Raw genomic sequence first — 15,694 nt, forward strand, 5'->3', positions numbered from 1 at the left:
CTACCCCCACTCCGGTACCGGTACCGCGACCCGCTCCGCCGACCCGGCGGCCCGCTCCGGCGCCGGCGCCGTCAGCACCGTCGGCAGCCGGACCGCGACCGTCGTACCCGCCGGGCCGGACGTGACCGTGCAGTCCCCGCCCAGCTCGGTCGCCCGCTCGCACATCGAGGCGAGCCCGACGCCGGCGGGCAGCGCGCCGCCGTACCCCATGGTCGTGTCGTTGCGGACCATGGTCGTGTCGTTGCGCGCCATGGTCGTATCGTCGCGCGCCGCCGCCGGTACCGGAGCCGAATCCGCCCGGTCACCCCCGGCCGGGGGCAGGCCGGCGCCGTCGTCGCGAATGGTCAGCTCCAGCACCCGCCCGCACCGGACGGTCACCGTGCATTGCGTCGCCCGGGCGTGCTTGGCGACGTTGTGCAGCGCCTCGGCGACGATCCGGTACGCGGCGACCTCGATGGCCGCCGGCAGCTCGGTGTCGTCCGGCGGCGCCTCGACCGCCACGGCCAGGCCCGGCCCGGTGAACCGGGCCGCCTGCGCCCGCAGCGCCCGGATCAGCCCGCGGTCCAGCGCGGGCGGGCGCAGCCCGTCGACGAGCTGGCGGACCTCCGCGCTGCACAGCCGCAGGTCGTCGGCCAGCGCGGCGAGCAGCGGGGTGACCCGGTCGGCCGGGCCGGCGAGCCGGCTGGCGGCGCGGACCTGCATCGCCATCCCGGTCAGCGTCGGCCCGAGCCCGTCGTGCAGCTCCCGGCGCAGCCGGCGGCGCTCCTCCTCCCGGGTGGCGATCAGCCGCTCCCGGGAGCGCTGGAGGTCGCGGGTCAGCCGGGTCGACTCCGCCGCCACGGCCGCCTGGGTGGCGACGTCGGCGAGCAGGTGCCGCTCCCGGGCGGTGAACCGGCTGCCCGGCCGCCGGGTGGCCACGGCGAGCCGGCCCACCCGCTCGCCGTGCACGACCATCGGGAACGCCTCGACGTGCGCGGTCCGGCTGCCGTACTCGATCGGGGCGGGCGCGCCGGCCAGCTCGACGGCGACGTACCCGACCTGGAGCGACCGGCCGATCGTGTCGGCGAGCATCGGCAGCAGGGCGGTCGGCTCGACGGTCCGGCCGAGTACCTCGCCGAGCCGGGTGAGCACGTGGTACGGGTCGTCCCGGTCGCCGTACACGAGCCGGTCCACGCCCCGCTGTACCCGCCGGCGGACCGGCGCGAAGCACAGCGCCACGGCCACGGTGGCGAGCAGGTCGGACTGCCCGGCGGCGGTCGGCGCCCAGGCGCGCAGGAGCACGTCGCGCAGGACGTACACCAGGGCGAAGAAGCCGACCACCACCAGGAAACTCATGATCAGCCAGACCAGGGTGCGGTTGATCGCCTGGTCCAGCGCGTACAGGTGGTACCGCAGCACCGCGACCGTCATCGCCAGCGGCAGCGCGACGGCGGCGCAGGTCCCCGCCCACGGGACGGCGAAGATGTCCAGCGCGATCCCGGCGAGCAGGACCAGCCCGCCGGCGAGCAGGCAGGCGAGCTGCCGGCGCAGCTCGGGCGCCGCCCCGCGCCAGCGCACTCCCACGCTGGCCACCGCACCGAGCAGCCCGGCGAGGAAGGCCATCGCGGCGTACCGGGCGACGTCGACCAGCACCCCCGCGCGCCCGGCCAGCGCCGGGTCGCCGGTGAGCAGGTCGTGCGGGTGGTCCAGCGCCGCACCGGCGAGCGCCACCGTCACGACCGCCGCCGTTCCGGCGATCAGCCACGCCAGCGGGCGCCAGCGCGGCGACGGCAGCCGGCCGTCCGGGAAGGCCAGGAGCGTCAGGCCGAGCGCCGCGTACGGCGCGAACCAGGCGAACTGGCTCAGCCACGCCGCCGGTCCCCACGCGTTGCCGCACAGCGCCACGACCTCGACGGCCGCCAGCGCGCCCGCGGCGACCAGGCCGCGGCCGATCCGGTGGCCCGGGTGCTGGCGCAGCACCACCAGGCCGAACGGCGCGAACGCCGCGGCCAGCACCGACCACTGCCAGATGTTCTGCGGCACTCCCCGGCCGCCGCCCGCCGCGAGGCCGGCCAGAGCCAGCCCCACCGCCAGGCCGCCGCCGAGGAGTGTCCGCGCGCTGCTGCCCATCGTCCTCAGTGGTGCCGCAGCAGCTTGCACCAGAACCCGCACCGGTGCCCGCCGGCCGCGCCGAGGCCCGCCGGTGCCGCCGCCGGCAGCGGGCCGAACAGCGCCAGCACGTCCACCAGGTCGCCCTCGCGGATGCCGGCGGTCGCGACCGCGAGCACCCGCTCCCGGAGCAGATCGGCGCCGCCCGGTTCGCCGAGCGCCGGGACCAGGGTCGCCCCGCCGTCGGCGTCCCGCGCCGCCCGCTGCCCGGTGACGTCGAAGAAGTCCACCTCGCCGTCGGGCAGCTCCTTGTCGAGCACGGCCAGCTCGAAGTCCGGCTCGCTGTTGTAGGTGCACGCCCAGCGGTTCCCGCTGATGGCGATCACCGGCCACTTCAGCCCCATGACTGCCTCCCCGTTCCCGCCGGTCCCGACGGCCCCCGTGCCGCCGCGTCCCGGCTGACTCCCAGCTTGCCGCCGCGGGCCCGGCCGGCGCAGCACCTCGGGCGCTTGTCCCGACCCGGCGGGACAAGCGACCCCGGCGCCGGGGACGCCGCCGGCGCGACGGTGAGGACAAGCGAGAAGCACGACCGAGGGGGTGGGACCGATGGGGAGCACCGAGAAGCTGACCGCGGCCCGCGTGGAGGCACTGTTCGCCAGCGATCTGGCCACCGGCTGCCGAGCGGGGCGACGCCGCGCCGACGCGGCGATCCGCCGGGCGCTGCGCGCCCACGGCGGGACCCGCGGCTGCCTGGCCGCAATGGCGACCGAGTACGGCGACCACCCGGAGACCGCGGTACCGCGGTCGGCCTGGGCCCGCCGGCTGGTCGACCGCCTGTACCCGACGCACTGCACCCGCGGCTGACGCGGGGGACGACCACTCACCGCCGCGGCGTCCGGCCGCGGCACATTCACCGGGAGGAAATACATGGAGTTCATCACACCGCGGGTGCTCGCCGCCCTGGCCGCGCTCGCCGCGGCCACCCTGGGCGGCGCGGGCCTGGCCGACGCCGCGCCGCGCAAGGCGGCCCGCCCGGCCGCGCTGGCCGACATCGCCGGCACGCCGCCGCCCGGCTTCGCGTCCTGGGCGGCACTGGCCGCCGTCCAGACGCGGCTCACGGCGGCGGCCACCGCGCTGCGGGCGGCGACCGCGCACCGGCCCGGCTACGCCGGCATCGCGCTGGCGGTCGACCAGCGGCGGATCGACCTGTACTGGCAGGGCAGCGTGCCGGCGGCCGTCCGGCAGCGGGTCGGCGCGGCGACCCGGGTCCGCGCGGCCCGGTACTCGGCGGCCCAGCTCGCGGCGGCGGCCAAGCAGGTGCTGCGCACCCGCACGGTCGGCGGCGCCCGGGTGGTCCGGGTCGGCGCGGCCCCGGATGCCTCGGCCCTGGAGGTGTCGGTCACCGGCGGCGCGACCGCGGCCCGGTCCGCGGCGCCGGCGACGGTGGCCGGGGTGGCGCTGCGGGTCACCGGCGGCACGGCGGCGGACCCGGCGTACAGCCGGCTGGACGACACGCCCGCCTACTGGGGCGGCTCGCGGGTGCACAACGCCACCCGCGGCGGCCGGTGCACCGGCGGGTTCGGCGTCCGGGACCGGTCGCTGGGCATCACCGGCGTGCTGTTCGCGGCGCACTGCGGCGAGAGCGGCGACCGGTTCACCACGCCCACCGGCCGGACGGTCGGCAACGCGGTGGCCAAGTACCGGTACCAGGACACGATGGTGATCCCGGCCAGCGCCGGCGGCCGGATCTACGTCGGCGACCCGGCGGCGGCGACGTCGTTCCCGGTGGTCGGCGCGGGGTACAGCTTCCCCGGCCAGTGGATCTGCACCTCCGGCTCGTTCTCCGGCACCCGGTGCGCGATCCGGGTCGAGCGGACCGGCGAGTACGTCAACATCACCGGCATCGGGGTGGTCGGCCCGCTGGTCCGCGCCGAGCAGTGGTACCGGCAGAACGCCGTCGGCCAGGGCGACAGCGGCGGCCCCGCGTTCGCCGACGAGGGCGGCCGGGCCCGGGCGCTGGGTACGAACACCGCGATCGACGGCAACACCGCGGTGGCCTGCACCGGCGAGGGGAACCGGATCTGCGCCTGGCGGATGTGGTACGCCGACGTGATGAACGCGCTGGTCCGGCACAACTCGACCATCATCACCGGCTGACGCCGTACGGGAACCGGGGAGCGGCGGGGGTGGCCCGCCGCTCCCCGCCCGGCGCGCCCGGCCACCCGCCGCCCGCGGCCGCCCGGGGCGGCCGCCGGCGGGGCGGGGTGGTCGGGGTCACGGGGCGGAGCGGGCGGGCGGTCGTTACCGTGAGGTCATGAGCGAGGTGCGGCGGCCGCGGGTGGGGCACATCCAGTTCCTGAACTGTCTGCCGCTGTACTGGGGGCTGATGCGCTCCGGCGCCCTGCTCGACGTCGAGCTGGCCAAGGACACCCCGGACCGGCTCAACACCGCCCTGGTCGCCGGCGACCTGGACATCGGCCCGATCTCCCTGGTCGAGTACCTGCGGCACGCCGACGAGCTGCTCCTCCTCCCCGACCTGGCCGTCGGTAGCGACGGCGAGGTCCAGTCGGTGAACCTCGTCACCACCCGCCCGCTGGCCGAGCTGGACGGCGCCCGGGTCGCGCTGGGCTCCACGTCCCGCACCGGGGTGCTGCTGGCCCGGATGATCCTGGCCAGCCGGTACGGCGTCCGGCCCACCTACTTCCGCTGCCCGCCCGAGCCCACCCAGATGCTGCTGGAGGCCGAGGCGGGCGTCCTGATCGGCGACGTGGCCCTGCGCGCCCGGCTCGACCCCGCCCCCGGCCTGACCGTGGTCGACCTGGGCGCCCAGTGGCGGGACTGGACCGGCCTGCCGATGGTCTTCGCCGTCTGGGCCGTCCGCCGGGACTTCGCGGCCGCCCACCCCGGGCTGGTCAAGGGCGTGCACGACGCGTTCCTGCGCTCGCGCGACCTGTGCCTGGCCGAGCTGGACACCGTCGCCGCGGCGGCGGCCCGCTGGGAGAGCCTGTCGCCGGCGACGCTGGCGGGGTACTTCCGGGCGATCGACTTCGCGCTGGGGGAGCGGCAGGTGGCGGGGCTGCGGGAGTTCGCCCGGCGGGCGGCGGCGATGGGCGAAGCCCCGGCACTACCCGCGAACGGCCCGGCCTTCTTCCCCGGCTGACCCCGGCCGGCGCGTCTCCGTCGCACCGTCCGTATCGGACTCAGCGGTGGGGTCGCGCGCGGCACCCCGGTCGGTCCATCGTGGCCGTTCGGGGCCTGTCGGCCATCGATGCCCGCGCTTATCCTGCGGGGAGCCGGCGGTCAGCGTAACGGGGGTTACGACATGGTCCACGGACGACTGCCGCGCACTGCCGCGCTCATCGCCACCGCAACCCTGGCCGGTATCGGGATCGCCGCGCCCGGCGCCGCGGCGGCGACCGACCCGCCGGACGTCCGGATCACCGACGTCACCTTCCGCGGGGAGACCTGCCCCGGCAGCACCGGCGTCGCCTGGTCCGGCCGCGTGAGCGGGGTGGAGATTTTCCACAGCAGCTTCGGTGCCCTCGCGGGCTGGGTCCTCGCTATCGAAACGCCCTCCGCCGCCATCACGATCACGCAGCCGCAGGATATCGCCCTGTACGCGAAGACCTGGCGGCAGCTTCATGTGATGGCCCGCTACGGCCGGGACGCCCGCCGGCTCATCACCGGGGCACTGGACGAGCTGTAGCCGACGGGTGCCCGGTCAGACGCGGAGGGCCGCGCCGACCTTCCGGCAGAGTTCCGCGCCGTACGTGATGTCCAGTTCGGCCGGGTACCGGTTGACCACGCCGACCGCCCACCGGTCGCCGATGGCGAGGCAGTTCACCTCGTACAGCCCGGTCTCCTCGCGCGCGATCCACCCGTTCTTGATGGCGATGCCGTCGCGCTCGTTGCCGCTGAACGCGTCCCGCACCCCGAAGTCGCCGACGCCGCGGACCTGCCGCATCTCACCCAGCAGCCAGCTCGTCCACCGCGGCCCGGCCGCCCGGCCGCTGGCGATGCACCCGCCGAGCTTGGCGACGTCCCGGGCGGAGAGCCGGACGACGCTCCAGTTGCCGCTGGGCGTGCCGTCGGACAGCTTGCACACGGTCATCATCCGCTTACCGGAGGCCAGCCCGCCGAGGACCTCGTACAGCTCGATCGCCGCCTCGTTGTCGCTGTCCCGGATCATCACCCGGAGCTGCTCCAGCCGGGCCGGGGTCGGCTCCTCGCCCGCGACGGCGCGACGGCGCAGGTAGTCGGCGGCGATCCACGCCTTGACCAGCGACGCCGTGTTGTTCGGCTCGGCCATGCCGGCGGAGCCGTAGATCCGGCCGGTGCGCCGGTCCAGCATCGCCCACTCGGCGAGGCCGCGGTCGGGCAGCGTCAGCCGGACCGGGCGGATGGCCAGCGGGGCGAGCGTGGGCCGCGGCTTCGGCGGGACCGTCGGGTCCGGGCCGGGCAGTGCGTTGCCCAGGCCGGCGCCGATGCCGACCCACTGGGGGGAGCCGACGGCGTCCGGCAGGTACCGGACGCCGAGGCCGATCGCGATCGCCGCGACGAGGAGGAGGGCGCCGGTACGGAACACCCGGGAATTCCGGGACGGCCGGTGCGACGCCGGGGGGAGGCGCGTCATGGGGATGTACTCCGTGCGGGGGGTTTGCTCGGGGTGGCCCGAAGTGTATGGGGGCAACCTCGGCGTTGGCTGGGTGCGGGGGGTCGAATGGCCGGCCCCGCCGGGCAGCTCGGACCGTCCGGCGCCGGCAGCCGCCGGTTGGCCGGCACGTCATGTAACACAACTTGGCGATATTGGCCGCGAGCTGTAACACTGGTGGGGTGTACGGGAACGATTTCGGGGCGCCCGACGAGACGCCCGACCCGCACGCCGACGCCGCAGCCGCGGTGCTCGGCGAGGGCCTGCTGGGCGAGGTGGCCGCCGCCGAGGCCGCGCTGACCGCGGCCGCCCGCCGCGCCGTCGGCGCGACCGGCGGGGACGCCGCCGCGCTGCAGGCGTACTTCGACGCGGTCATCGCCGCCGACCAGAAGATCGAACCGCGTGACTGGATGCCCGACAAGTACCGGAAGACGCTGATCCGGCAGATCGCCCAGCACGCGCACTCCGAGATCATCGGGATGCAGCCGGAGGGCAACTGGATCTCCCGGGCGCCGTCGCTGAAGCGCAAGGCCATCCTGCTGGCCAAGGTGCAGGACGAGGCCGGCCACGGGCTGTACCTGTACGCCGCCGCCGAGACCCTCGGGATCAGCCGGGACGAGCTGGTGGAGATGCTGGTCAGCGGCCGGCAGAAGTACAGCTCGATCTTCAACTACCCCACCCTGACCTGGGCCGACGTGGGCGCGATCGGCTGGCTGGTGGACGGCGCCGCGATCGTCAACCAGGTGCCGCTGTGCCGCTGCTCGTACGGGCCGTACGCGCGGGCGATGATCCGGGTCTGCAAGGAGGAGTCGTTCCACCAGCGGCAGGGCTTCGAGGTGCTGCACGTCCTCGGGCACGGCACCCCGGCGCAGCGGGCGATGGCCCAGGACGCGGTGGACCGCTGGTGGTACCCGTCGCTGGCCATGTTCGGCCCGCCGGACGCCGACTCCACCCACTCCGCGCAGTCGATGGCCTGGAAGATCAAGCGCTTCTCCAACGACGAGCTGCGGCAGCGGTTCGTCGACATGTGCGTCGACCAGGCGGAGCATCTCAACCTGACGTTGCCCGATCCCGACCTGGAGTGGAACGAGCAGCGGCGGGCGCACGACTACACCCAGCCCGACTACGACGAGCTGATGCGGGTCATCTCGGGCCACGGGCCGTGCAACCGGCAGCGGATGACATTCCGGCAGAAGGCGCACGCCGACGGGCAGTGGGTCCGCGAGGCGGCCGCGGCGTACGCGGCGAAGCAGCGGCAGCGAGAGGCGGCAGCGGCATGACCGACCACGACCCGGCCCCCACCGGCCCGGCCGCCGCCCCCACCGGCCCGGCCGGGGCCGCCGCGCCCGCCGCCCCCGGCGGGGAGCCGCTGTGGGAGGTGTTCGTGCGGCCGCGGCGCGGGCTCGCGCACGGGCATGTCGGCAGCCTGCACGCCGCCGACGCCACCATCGCCCTGCGGCACGCCCGCGACCTGTACACCCGGCGGCAGGAGGGCGTGTCCATCTGGGTCGTCCCGGCCGGCGCGATCACCGCGTCCAGCCCGGACGAGAAGGACGCGTTCTTCGACCCGGCCGCCGACAAGGTGTACCGGCACCCGACCTTCTACGACGTCCCCGAGGGGGTGTCGCACCTGTGACGGCCGGCCTGTTCGACTACCTGCTCGCCCTCGGCGACGACGCGCTGGTCACCGCGCAGCGCCTCGGCGAGTGGTACGCCTCCTCCCCGGCGATGGAGGAGGACATCGCGCTGGCCAACATCGCGCTGGACCAGCTCGGCGCCGCCCGCCTGCTGCTGTCCTACGCCGCCGACGTGCCCGACACCGCGCTGCCCACCCGGCCCGGCGGCCCGCTGCCGGTCACCGAGCGGCCGCTGGACGAGGACGCGCTCGCGTACCGCCGGGACGACCGCCAGTTCCGCAACGCCCTGCTGGTCGAGCTGCCCAACGGCGACTTCGCCCACGCGATCGTCCGGCTGACGCTGCTGTCGGCGTACCAGGTCGCGCTGTACGACCGGCTCGCCGCCGGGTCGGACGCGCGGCTGGCCGGCATCGCGGCCAAGGCGCGCAAGGAGGTCGCGTACCACCTCGACCACGCCGGCACCTGGCTGCTCCGGCTCGGCGACGGCACGGCCGAGTCGCACCGGCGGGCGCAGGCCGCGCTGGACGAGCTGTGGCCGTACGCCACCGAGCTGTTCACCCCGCTGCTCGGCGGCCCGGTCGACCCGGCGACGCTGCGCGAGCCGTGGCTGGCCACGGTCGCGCCGCTGCTCGCCGGGGCGACGCTGACCCCGCCCGCGGACGCCCCGGCGCCCGCGGGCGGGCGGGACGGCCTGCACACCGAGTACCTGAGCTACCTGCTGGCCGAGATGCAGTCGCTGCACCGCGCCCACCCGGGCGCCCGGTGGTGACGGCCGTGCTCGCGCCGCCGGACGGGGCGTGGGCGGCCGCGGCGGCCGTCCCGGACCCCGAGCTGCGCGTGATCAGCATCGCCGAGCTGGGCATCCTGCGCGACGTCGCGGTCGACGCCGACGGCGCGGTCACCGTCACGATCACCCCCACGTACACCGGCTGCCCGGCGATGGACGCGATCCGCGCCGACGTGCGCCGGGCGGTCCGGGCCGCCGGGTACGGCCGGGTCGCGGTCGTGACGGTGCTGGACCCGGCGTGGTCCACTGAGGACATCACCGCCGCGGGGCGGGCGAAGCTCGCCGCCGCCGGCGTGGCCCCGCCCACCGCGCGGGGACCGGCCGGGCCGGTGCCGGTGCGCCTCTCGGTACGCTGCCCGCGCTGCGGCACGATGGACACCGAGGAGCTGAGCCGGTTCGGTTCGACGGCGTGCAAGGCGCTGTACCGGTGCCGCGCGTGCGCGGAGCCGTTCGACCACTTCAAGCCGCTGTGAACCCCCGAGGAGGCCGGCGTTGGCCAGCGTGACGATCCGCCAGCCGGCCCGCCGCCGGCCGGTCTTCCACGCGCTGCCCGTGACCGCGATCGACCAGCTCACCGAGGAGGCGCTGGCGATCACCTTCGCCGTACCGCCGGCGCTGCGCGGCGACTTCGCGTTCCGTGCGGGGCAGCACCTGACCGTGCGCCGGGTGGACGACGGCGGCGAGGAGGTGCGCCGCTCGTACTCGATCTGCTCCACGCCGGCGCAGCTCGCCGCGGCCGGGACGGTCCGGATCGGCGTCAAGGCCATCCCCGGCGGCTCCTTCTCGGCCTGGGCGGCGGCGCACCTGCGGGTCGGGCAGACCGTGGACGTGCTGCCCCCGCTCGGCCACTTCACCACCGCCTTCGACCCGGACCGGGCCCGCCGGTACGTCGGCATCGCCGCCGGCTCCGGCATCACCCCGGTGCTGTCGCTGACCGCGACCGCGCTGGAGACCGAGCCGGCGAGCACGGTGACGCTGGTGTACGGCAACCGGTACGCCCGCAGCGTCATGTTCGCCGAGGAGCTGGCCGACCTCAAGGACCGGTACCCCACCCGGCTCCAGGTCGTGCACGTGCTCTCCCGCGAGCCGCAGGAGGCCGAGCTGCTCTCCGGGCGGCTGGACGCCGACCGGCTGGCCCGGCTGTTCGCGTCGCTGGTGCCGCCCGCGGCGGCGGACGAGTGGTTCCTGTGCGGCCCGTACGAGATGGTGGAGACCGCGCACGCCCTGCTGCTGGCGCGCGGGGTGCCGGCCGGGGCGGTGCACAGCGAGCTGTTCTACGTGGCGTCCGCGGCGGCGGCCCCGGCGGGGGCGCCGGAGGCGGCGGCCGGCGACACCGAGGTGACGATCACGCTGGACGGGCGGGCGTCGACGTTCGCGATGTCCCGCGGGGAGCGGGTGCTGGACGCGGCGCTGCGGGTGCGGGCGGAGCTGCCGTACGCGTGCAAGGGCGGGGTGTGCTCGACCTGCCGGGCGAAGGTGGTGAAGGGGGAGGTGGAGATGGCGCACAACTACGCCCTGGAGCCGGACGAGGTCGCCGAGGGGTACGTGCTGACCTGCCAGTCCAGCCCGCTCACCGACACCCTGGAGATCGATTTCGACGCCTGACCCCGTCCGCTGTTTCGGCGGCGATAGCCTCGTGGCATGACCGGGCCGCTGCGCGACGGGAGATCAGCGACGAGGCGTTCGTCGCCCGGTACAGCGGCATCCAGCGGAGTTGGGCGCACCTGGAACTGCGCGACTCGTACGGCGTCGACCTCGATGTCGAGCCGTTCGAGCGGTGGCGCCGGGGCGAGCCCGACGACCTCGGGTACCTCGACGACTGGTGTGCGCTGCTCGGCGCCCTGCGGGCGCGGGGATGCACCCTGCGCCGGATCAAGGTGGTCAGCGAGCCGATCAGCGAGTACCACCGCTGGATCCACTCCATCCTGCACCGCATCGTGGCCGCGGGCGAGGAGACCCGGTGGTGCTCCCGCGGCGACATCCTCGCTGGTCCGTTGCCGGGCAGCGACTTCTACGTCCTGGACGGCGCGGAGGTCATGTTCCTGCGGTACAGCGGCGACGGCGTGGTCACCGGCCTGTTCGTGACCGAGGATCCCGCGGTCGTGCGGTTCTGCTCCGCGGTCTTCGAGGACGTCTGGAAACTGGCCACGGACCACCGTGCCTACCGACCCCGGCTCTGAGCTTGCCCGCGGCCGCCGGGCGCTGGGCGCACGACTGCGGCATCTGCGCGGGGACGCCGGGCTGACGGGGCGTGCGCTCGCCGACCTGTCCGGGGTGCACTTCACCCGCGTGAGCAAGATCGAGCACGGGCGGGTCACGCCGACGCTGGACAACCTGAGGGGCTGGTGCCGGGCCTGCGGCGCCGAGGAGGAGTTGCCGGGCCCCGTCGCCGCGATGCGGAGCGTCGAGGACGCCTACGTGGAGTGGCGAACCGTGGTGCGGCAGGGCATGAAGGGCGCGGCCCGGCCGGGCTCGCTGAACCACTATGCCCGGACGAAACTCTTCCGCATTCACGAGATCAACGTCATCCCCGGCATTCTGCAAACCGAGGAGTACGCGCGCGGGGTTCTCGACTTCTGGCGCGGCTTCCACGACATCCCGGACGACGTTGCGGAAGCGGCCTCCTTTCGGCTGCGCCGAGCCGCGCACGCGATGAATCCGGCCAAGCGGGTCGTCGTCGTGCTGGCCGAGAACGCGATTCGCACGCGTTACTGCGCGGCCCATGACGAGCAGCTCGTGGCACTGCTCGCCCACCTCGGGAAGCCGTACGTGTCGGTCGTGTTCTTCGAGTCGCCGTCGGCGGAGATCAAGGTCACCAGGCCCGCGGAGGTGGACATCTCCGTCCGGCTGTTCGCGCACCTGCAATCGCTCGCGGTGTACGGCGCCGCCGCCCGGCGGATCATCACGCGGGCGCTCGACGCGCTGGACCGACCGTTCAGGTAGGCCGCATGAGTGGGCCCAATTTTGTATGCTTGCATGCATACAAAATTGGGGGTACCGCATGCAGCCACCTGCCACCCTGATCGGCCGCGACCGCGAGTGGTCAGCGCTCGACGACTTCCTGTCCCATCCCGACCCGCATGTCCGGATCGCCGTCCTCTCCGGCCGCCGCCGCGTCGGCAAGAGCTACCTCCTGCGCGCCCTCGCCGCCGGTACCGGCGGGCTCTTCGTCACCGGCGTCGCCGAGGAGGACTCGCGGGCCGCCCGGCTGCGGCTGGCCGGCGACATCGCCCGGTACGCCGGCGTCGGCGTCGACCTGCTCGGCCCGGACGCGAGCTGGGAGGAGCTGCTGCGCACCGCCGTCGAGCTGGTCGTCCGGCACGGCGGGCCGGGCGGGCTGCTGGTGATCGACGAGCTGCCGTACTGGCTGGCGCACTCGCCGCAGGTCGTGGGGGTGCTGCAACTGCTGTACGACCGGTCGCGGGCCGGCGACGGGCCCGGCGGCGGGCGGGTGGTGCTGTGCGGGTCGGCGATGTCGGTCATGCGGGAGCTGCTGTCCGGGACGAAGGCGCTGCGCGGGCGGGCGGTGCTGGACCTGCGGCTGGACGCGTTCGACCTGCCCACCACCGCCGGGTACTGGGGGGTCGAGGAGCCGGCCGCGGCGCTGCACCTGCACGCGATCCTCGGCGGCTCGCCCGGCTACCGGGACCTCGCGCCGCGCGCGCCGCGCCGGCAGACCGACGTCGCCGGCTGGGTGGCCGGGACCGTGCTCAACCCCGGCCAGGCGCTGTACTCGCGCAGCGAGACCGAGTACCTGCTGCGCGAGGACCCGAAGTTCACCGGCAGCGCCCTGCACTACGGCATCCTGGGCGCCGTCGCGGCCGGGGCGAGCAGCCCGGCCAAGATCGGCGGGCTGCTCGGGCGGGACCGGACCACGCTCACCCGGCCCATCGACGCGCTCGTCGCCGCCGGCTTCCTGCGCCGGGACGTCGACCCGCTGTGGGAGCGGCGGACCGTGCTGACCCTCGCCGACCCGATCGTCCGGTTCCATCATGCGGTCACCGTGCCCCGGTACGAGCTGGTGGAGACCGGCGGCGCCGCCGCGGCCTGGCGGGACGCCCGCCCGGCGTACAGCGCGCGGGTCGTCGGGCCGCACTTCGAGTACCTGGCCCGGGAGTGGCTGCGCCGGCACGCCCCGGCCGAGCTGCGCGAGCGCAGCGGGCTGATCGCCGCGGCGGTGGTCCGGGACACCCGGGGGCGGGCGCAGCACGAGATCGACGTTCTCGGGCTCCGGTCGGGCGGGCGGCGGGCCGAGGTGACCGTGATCGGCGAGGCCAAGGCGACGGTCGTACCGCGGGGGCATGCCGACATCGACCGACTGGATCGCATTCGCGCGGTACTGTCCGATCGGGGCCATCGGACCGATCGGACCCGACTGGTCCTGTTCAGCATGTACGGCTTCGCCGAGGGGCTGCGGCGGACCGCTCCCACCAGGGCGGACCTGCTGCTCGTCGATCTGGCCGCCATGGTCCGGGGGGCCGATTGAACCCTGGACCGCGAGGCTTGTTTCATTGAATATGATGCATGGAATTTCGGCTGTCCCGAGGGGGTGGATGCGGTGCGCGACGAGGTATCACGGAGTCGGCACACCCGGACGAGCCGGGCGCCGGACGGGCGGGTACTCCGCATGTCCGCCGTCGCCGGGGCGCTGCCGGACGACTGGTTCTGGACGCTGCGGGTCACCGCGCCGCACGCCGCCGTCGGGCTGACCGTCGGCGCCGCCGGATACCTCGCCCGGCGCGCGGGGGAGTTCCCGCAGCGGGCCGAGGCGGTCACCTTCCGCGGGCAGCAGGTCGCGCTCAGCACCGGCGGTACGGCCGCCGAACCGCGCTGGCTCGCCGGCCTGGCCGGGCCGCACCACGACCTCATGGTCGCCGGCGCCGGCCCCACCCCGCGGCTGGCCGACGTGCTCGCCCTGCTCGACGACCTGCGCCCGGCGGACCACCCCGACGGCCTCGTGCTGCGGCCGGTCCCGGCCGTCCGGCTGTGGGGGCTGAGCGGCCGCCGGTACGTCGCCGGGGTCGGCACCGTCACCGTCTACCCGCGCGCCGAGGCCGCGGGGCTGGTTCCGGAGCAGCGCGGCAAGGCCGTCGCGCACGGCGAGGTCTGGGCGACCACCGCCGGCTTCGCGCCCGGCACCGGCGGCTACTTCGTGCACGCCGGGGAGAACGCCGTGGCCATGGTCCGGGACGAGCGCGGCGTCGAGCCCGACGCCACCGACGCCGCCGTCGCCGACCTGCTCGGCTCGCTGCGGCTCGACTGGGCGGAGGTACCCGCATGATCGCCATCCTGACCGCGGCCCTGGTGCTGTCCTGGGTCGCGATCGGCCTGCTCGCGGCCGGCTACGCGGCGCTGACCGTCCAGGTCCGCGCCCTGCGCAACGCCGCGCCGCCACCGTCCGGCGGGCCGACCGGCACCGCCCGGGTGCACGAGCTGGCCGCGCCGCGCCCCGAGGTGCTGACGGCCGTGCTCGTCGTCTCGCAGGGCTGCGCCACCTGCAAGACCGTCTTCCCGGCCTGGGCCAGCGCCGCCCGGCTGCTGCGCGCCCGCGGCCTGCACACCGCCGTGCTCAGCGCCGACGGCTCCGCGCACTGGGAGCTGGACCCGGAGGACCGGCTGCTGCTCCAGTCCCAGCTCTCCGCGCCGCTGCTGCTGGCGTACCAGCCGGCGCTGGCCACCGTCGACCACCACGGCGTCGTCCGGTCGACCGAGCCGGTCGGCTCGGTGCGGCGGCTGGAGGAGCTGTGCGCGGCGCTCGTCGTGGACGAGACGGCGGCGCCCCGGTGAGCGCCGACTTCTTCGCCGACATCCCCGGCTTCGCGCCGGGCGCGCTCGCCCGCGGCGCCGGGCCCGTCCCGGCCGCCGGGGCGCTCCCGGCGGTGCCCGCCCCCCGGTCGGCCCCCGCGGGCCCCGTCCGGGCCGGCGGGTTCGGGCGGCGGACCTTCCTGCGTACGGCGTTCGCCGGCGCCGGCGCGCTGGCGCTGTCCGGGCTGACCTGGCTGGGCGAGCGGCTGCCCGCGTACGCCCGCACCGCGCCCGGCCGCAGCTCGCTGCACCCGAAGGCGTGCATGGAGCTGGACATCCCCGGCGACACCCCGTGCTGGGGGCGGGAGCTGATCGCCAGCACGTACTGCGCCGAGGACGGGCAGCACCGCACCGACACCGTCCGCACGCCGGACGGCACGTACGCGTACGGGTGGGAGCCGACCTGCGGCGGGTACGCCGGCTGGTACTGGAAGAGCCAGGGCCACACGATCAACTGCTGGGACGGGTACGTCCGGGTCCGGGACGCGCACAGCGGCCGGGCCCACTACGCCACCACGTCCTGCCGGAACGAGCCCGGCGCGACCCCGGCCGTACCGTGAGCCGCCGGCCGGTCCCGGTCGGCGTCGCGGTCGCGCTGGCCGTCGCCGCGGCGGTGCTCGCCGCCGCCGCGTGGCCGGGCGGGCCGGTCGGGCTGCTCGTGGCCGCCGTCGGGCTGGCCGTGGTCGCCGGGCACTCCGTGTCCGGCTCCGTTTGAAGCCACAACTC

At 75.6% G+C, this 15,694-nt stretch carries 19 protein-coding genes; 16 read left to right on the forward strand and 3 right to left on the reverse strand.

Annotated features, from left to right (window positions below):
* Positions 1 to 2,109 carry a sensor histidine kinase gene (locus tag IEY94_RS13030; RefSeq protein WP_189170412.1) on the reverse strand — a complete coding sequence of 703 codons (2,109 nt, stop codon included), beginning with the start codon at positions 2,107 to 2,109 and terminating at the stop codon, positions 1 to 3.
* 5 nt (positions 2,110 to 2,114) lie between these two features.
* Entirely contained in the window at positions 2,115 to 2,492 is a 378-nt protein-coding gene (locus tag IEY94_RS13035; protein ID WP_189170413.1) for a hypothetical protein, read from the reverse strand.
* A gap of 202 nt (positions 2,493 to 2,694) precedes the next feature.
* Between IEY94_RS13035 and IEY94_RS13040 the strand changes: the two genes are divergently transcribed.
* From IEY94_RS13040 to IEY94_RS13055, 4 genes are all read left to right on the forward strand, one after another.
* Positions 2,695 to 2,952: a hypothetical protein gene (locus IEY94_RS13040; RefSeq protein ID WP_189170414.1), complete on the forward strand. Its 258-nt coding sequence runs from the start codon at positions 2,695 to 2,697 to the stop codon at positions 2,950 to 2,952.
* 63 nt (positions 2,953 to 3,015) lie between these two features.
* Positions 3,016 to 4,245: a chymotrypsin family serine protease gene (locus IEY94_RS13045; protein WP_189170415.1), complete on the forward strand. Its 1,230-nt coding sequence runs from the start codon at positions 3,016 to 3,018 to the stop codon at positions 4,243 to 4,245.
* Between the two features lie 157 nt (positions 4,246 to 4,402).
* A complete protein-coding gene (locus tag IEY94_RS13050) occupies positions 4,403 to 5,248 on the forward strand; it encodes a menaquinone biosynthetic enzyme MqnA/MqnD family protein (RefSeq protein WP_189170416.1) in 846 nt (281 codons plus the stop codon).
* Positions 5,249 to 5,410: 162 nt separating this feature from the next.
* Positions 5,411 to 5,794: a hypothetical protein gene (locus IEY94_RS13055; RefSeq protein ID WP_189170417.1), complete on the forward strand. Its 384-nt coding sequence runs from the start codon at positions 5,411 to 5,413 to the stop codon at positions 5,792 to 5,794.
* 15 nt (positions 5,795 to 5,809) lie between these two features.
* On the opposite strand, the gene IEY94_RS13060 is transcribed toward IEY94_RS13055, so the two are convergent.
* Positions 5,810 to 6,721 (reverse strand): hypothetical protein, encoded by a 912-nt coding sequence (locus IEY94_RS13060; RefSeq protein ID WP_189170418.1) that lies wholly within the window; start codon positions 6,719 to 6,721, stop codon positions 5,810 to 5,812.
* A gap of 200 nt (positions 6,722 to 6,921) precedes the next feature.
* On the opposite strand from IEY94_RS13060, the gene paaA reads away from it, so the two are divergent.
* The 12 genes from paaA (at position 6,922) to IEY94_RS13120 (ending at position 15,683) form a co-directional block, all read left to right on the forward strand.
* Complete coding sequence (gene paaA, locus IEY94_RS13065) at positions 6,922 to 8,019, forward strand: 1,2-phenylacetyl-CoA epoxidase subunit PaaA (protein ID WP_189170419.1); 1,098 nt, start codon at positions 6,922 to 6,924, stop codon at positions 8,017 to 8,019.
* The gene (gene paaB / locus IEY94_RS13070; protein WP_189170420.1) at positions 8,016 to 8,375 is read left to right on the forward strand and encodes a 1,2-phenylacetyl-CoA epoxidase subunit PaaB; all 360 of its coding nucleotides are present in this window, start codon (positions 8,016 to 8,018) and stop codon (positions 8,373 to 8,375) included. Before paaA ends, paaB begins: the two co-directional genes overlap by 4 nt.
* Complete coding sequence (paaC, locus tag IEY94_RS13075; protein WP_189170421.1) at positions 8,372 to 9,145, forward strand: 1,2-phenylacetyl-CoA epoxidase subunit PaaC; 774 nt, start codon at positions 8,372 to 8,374, stop codon at positions 9,143 to 9,145. Before paaB ends, paaC begins: the two co-directional genes overlap by 4 nt.
* Positions 9,146 to 9,150: 5 nt before the next feature.
* Positions 9,151 to 9,636 carry a 1,2-phenylacetyl-CoA epoxidase subunit PaaD gene (paaD, locus tag IEY94_RS13080; protein WP_189170422.1) on the forward strand — a complete coding sequence of 162 codons (486 nt, stop codon included), beginning with the start codon at positions 9,151 to 9,153 and terminating at the stop codon, positions 9,634 to 9,636.
* A 19-nt stretch (positions 9,637 to 9,655) separates the two neighbouring features.
* Positions 9,656 to 10,768, forward strand: a complete 1,113-nt coding sequence (gene paaE / locus IEY94_RS13085; protein ID WP_229783798.1) for a 1,2-phenylacetyl-CoA epoxidase subunit PaaE — start codon at positions 9,656 to 9,658, stop codon at positions 10,766 to 10,768.
* 125 nt (positions 10,769 to 10,893) lie between these two features.
* Positions 10,894 to 11,343 carry a DUF6879 family protein gene (locus IEY94_RS13090; protein ID WP_373291287.1) on the forward strand — a complete coding sequence of 150 codons (450 nt, stop codon included), beginning with the start codon at positions 10,894 to 10,896 and terminating at the stop codon, positions 11,341 to 11,343.
* A complete protein-coding gene (locus IEY94_RS13095) occupies positions 11,321 to 12,106 on the forward strand; it encodes a Scr1 family TA system antitoxin-like transcriptional regulator (protein WP_189170424.1) in 786 nt (261 codons plus the stop codon). The genes IEY94_RS13090 and IEY94_RS13095 overlap by 23 nt, the downstream gene beginning before the upstream one ends.
* A gap of 58 nt (positions 12,107 to 12,164) precedes the next feature.
* Positions 12,165 to 13,649 (forward strand): ATP-binding protein, encoded by a 1,485-nt coding sequence (locus IEY94_RS13100; RefSeq protein ID WP_189170425.1) that lies wholly within the window; start codon positions 12,165 to 12,167, stop codon positions 13,647 to 13,649.
* Positions 13,650 to 13,790: 141 nt separating this feature from the next.
* The gene (locus tag IEY94_RS13105; RefSeq protein WP_189170426.1) at positions 13,791 to 14,444 is read left to right on the forward strand and encodes a hypothetical protein; all 654 of its coding nucleotides are present in this window, start codon (positions 13,791 to 13,793) and stop codon (positions 14,442 to 14,444) included.
* Positions 14,441 to 14,950, forward strand: a complete 510-nt coding sequence (locus tag IEY94_RS13110) for a hypothetical protein (protein ID WP_189170427.1) — start codon at positions 14,441 to 14,443, stop codon at positions 14,948 to 14,950. Before IEY94_RS13105 ends, IEY94_RS13110 begins: the two co-directional genes overlap by 4 nt.
* Positions 14,947 to 15,528: a hypothetical protein gene (locus IEY94_RS13115; RefSeq protein ID WP_189170428.1), complete on the forward strand. Its 582-nt coding sequence runs from the start codon at positions 14,947 to 14,949 to the stop codon at positions 15,526 to 15,528. The genes IEY94_RS13110 and IEY94_RS13115 overlap by 4 nt, the downstream gene beginning before the upstream one ends.
* Positions 15,525 to 15,683, forward strand: coding sequence for a hypothetical protein (locus IEY94_RS13120; RefSeq protein WP_189170429.1), 159 nt, complete (start codon positions 15,525 to 15,527; stop codon positions 15,681 to 15,683). The genes IEY94_RS13115 and IEY94_RS13120 overlap by 4 nt, the downstream gene beginning before the upstream one ends.
* The last annotated feature ends 11 nt before the right edge of the window (positions 15,684 to 15,694 follow it).

This window comes from Pilimelia anulata (assembly GCF_014647895.1).
GTDB lineage: Bacteria > Actinomycetota > Actinomycetes > Mycobacteriales > Micromonosporaceae > Pilimelia > Pilimelia anulata.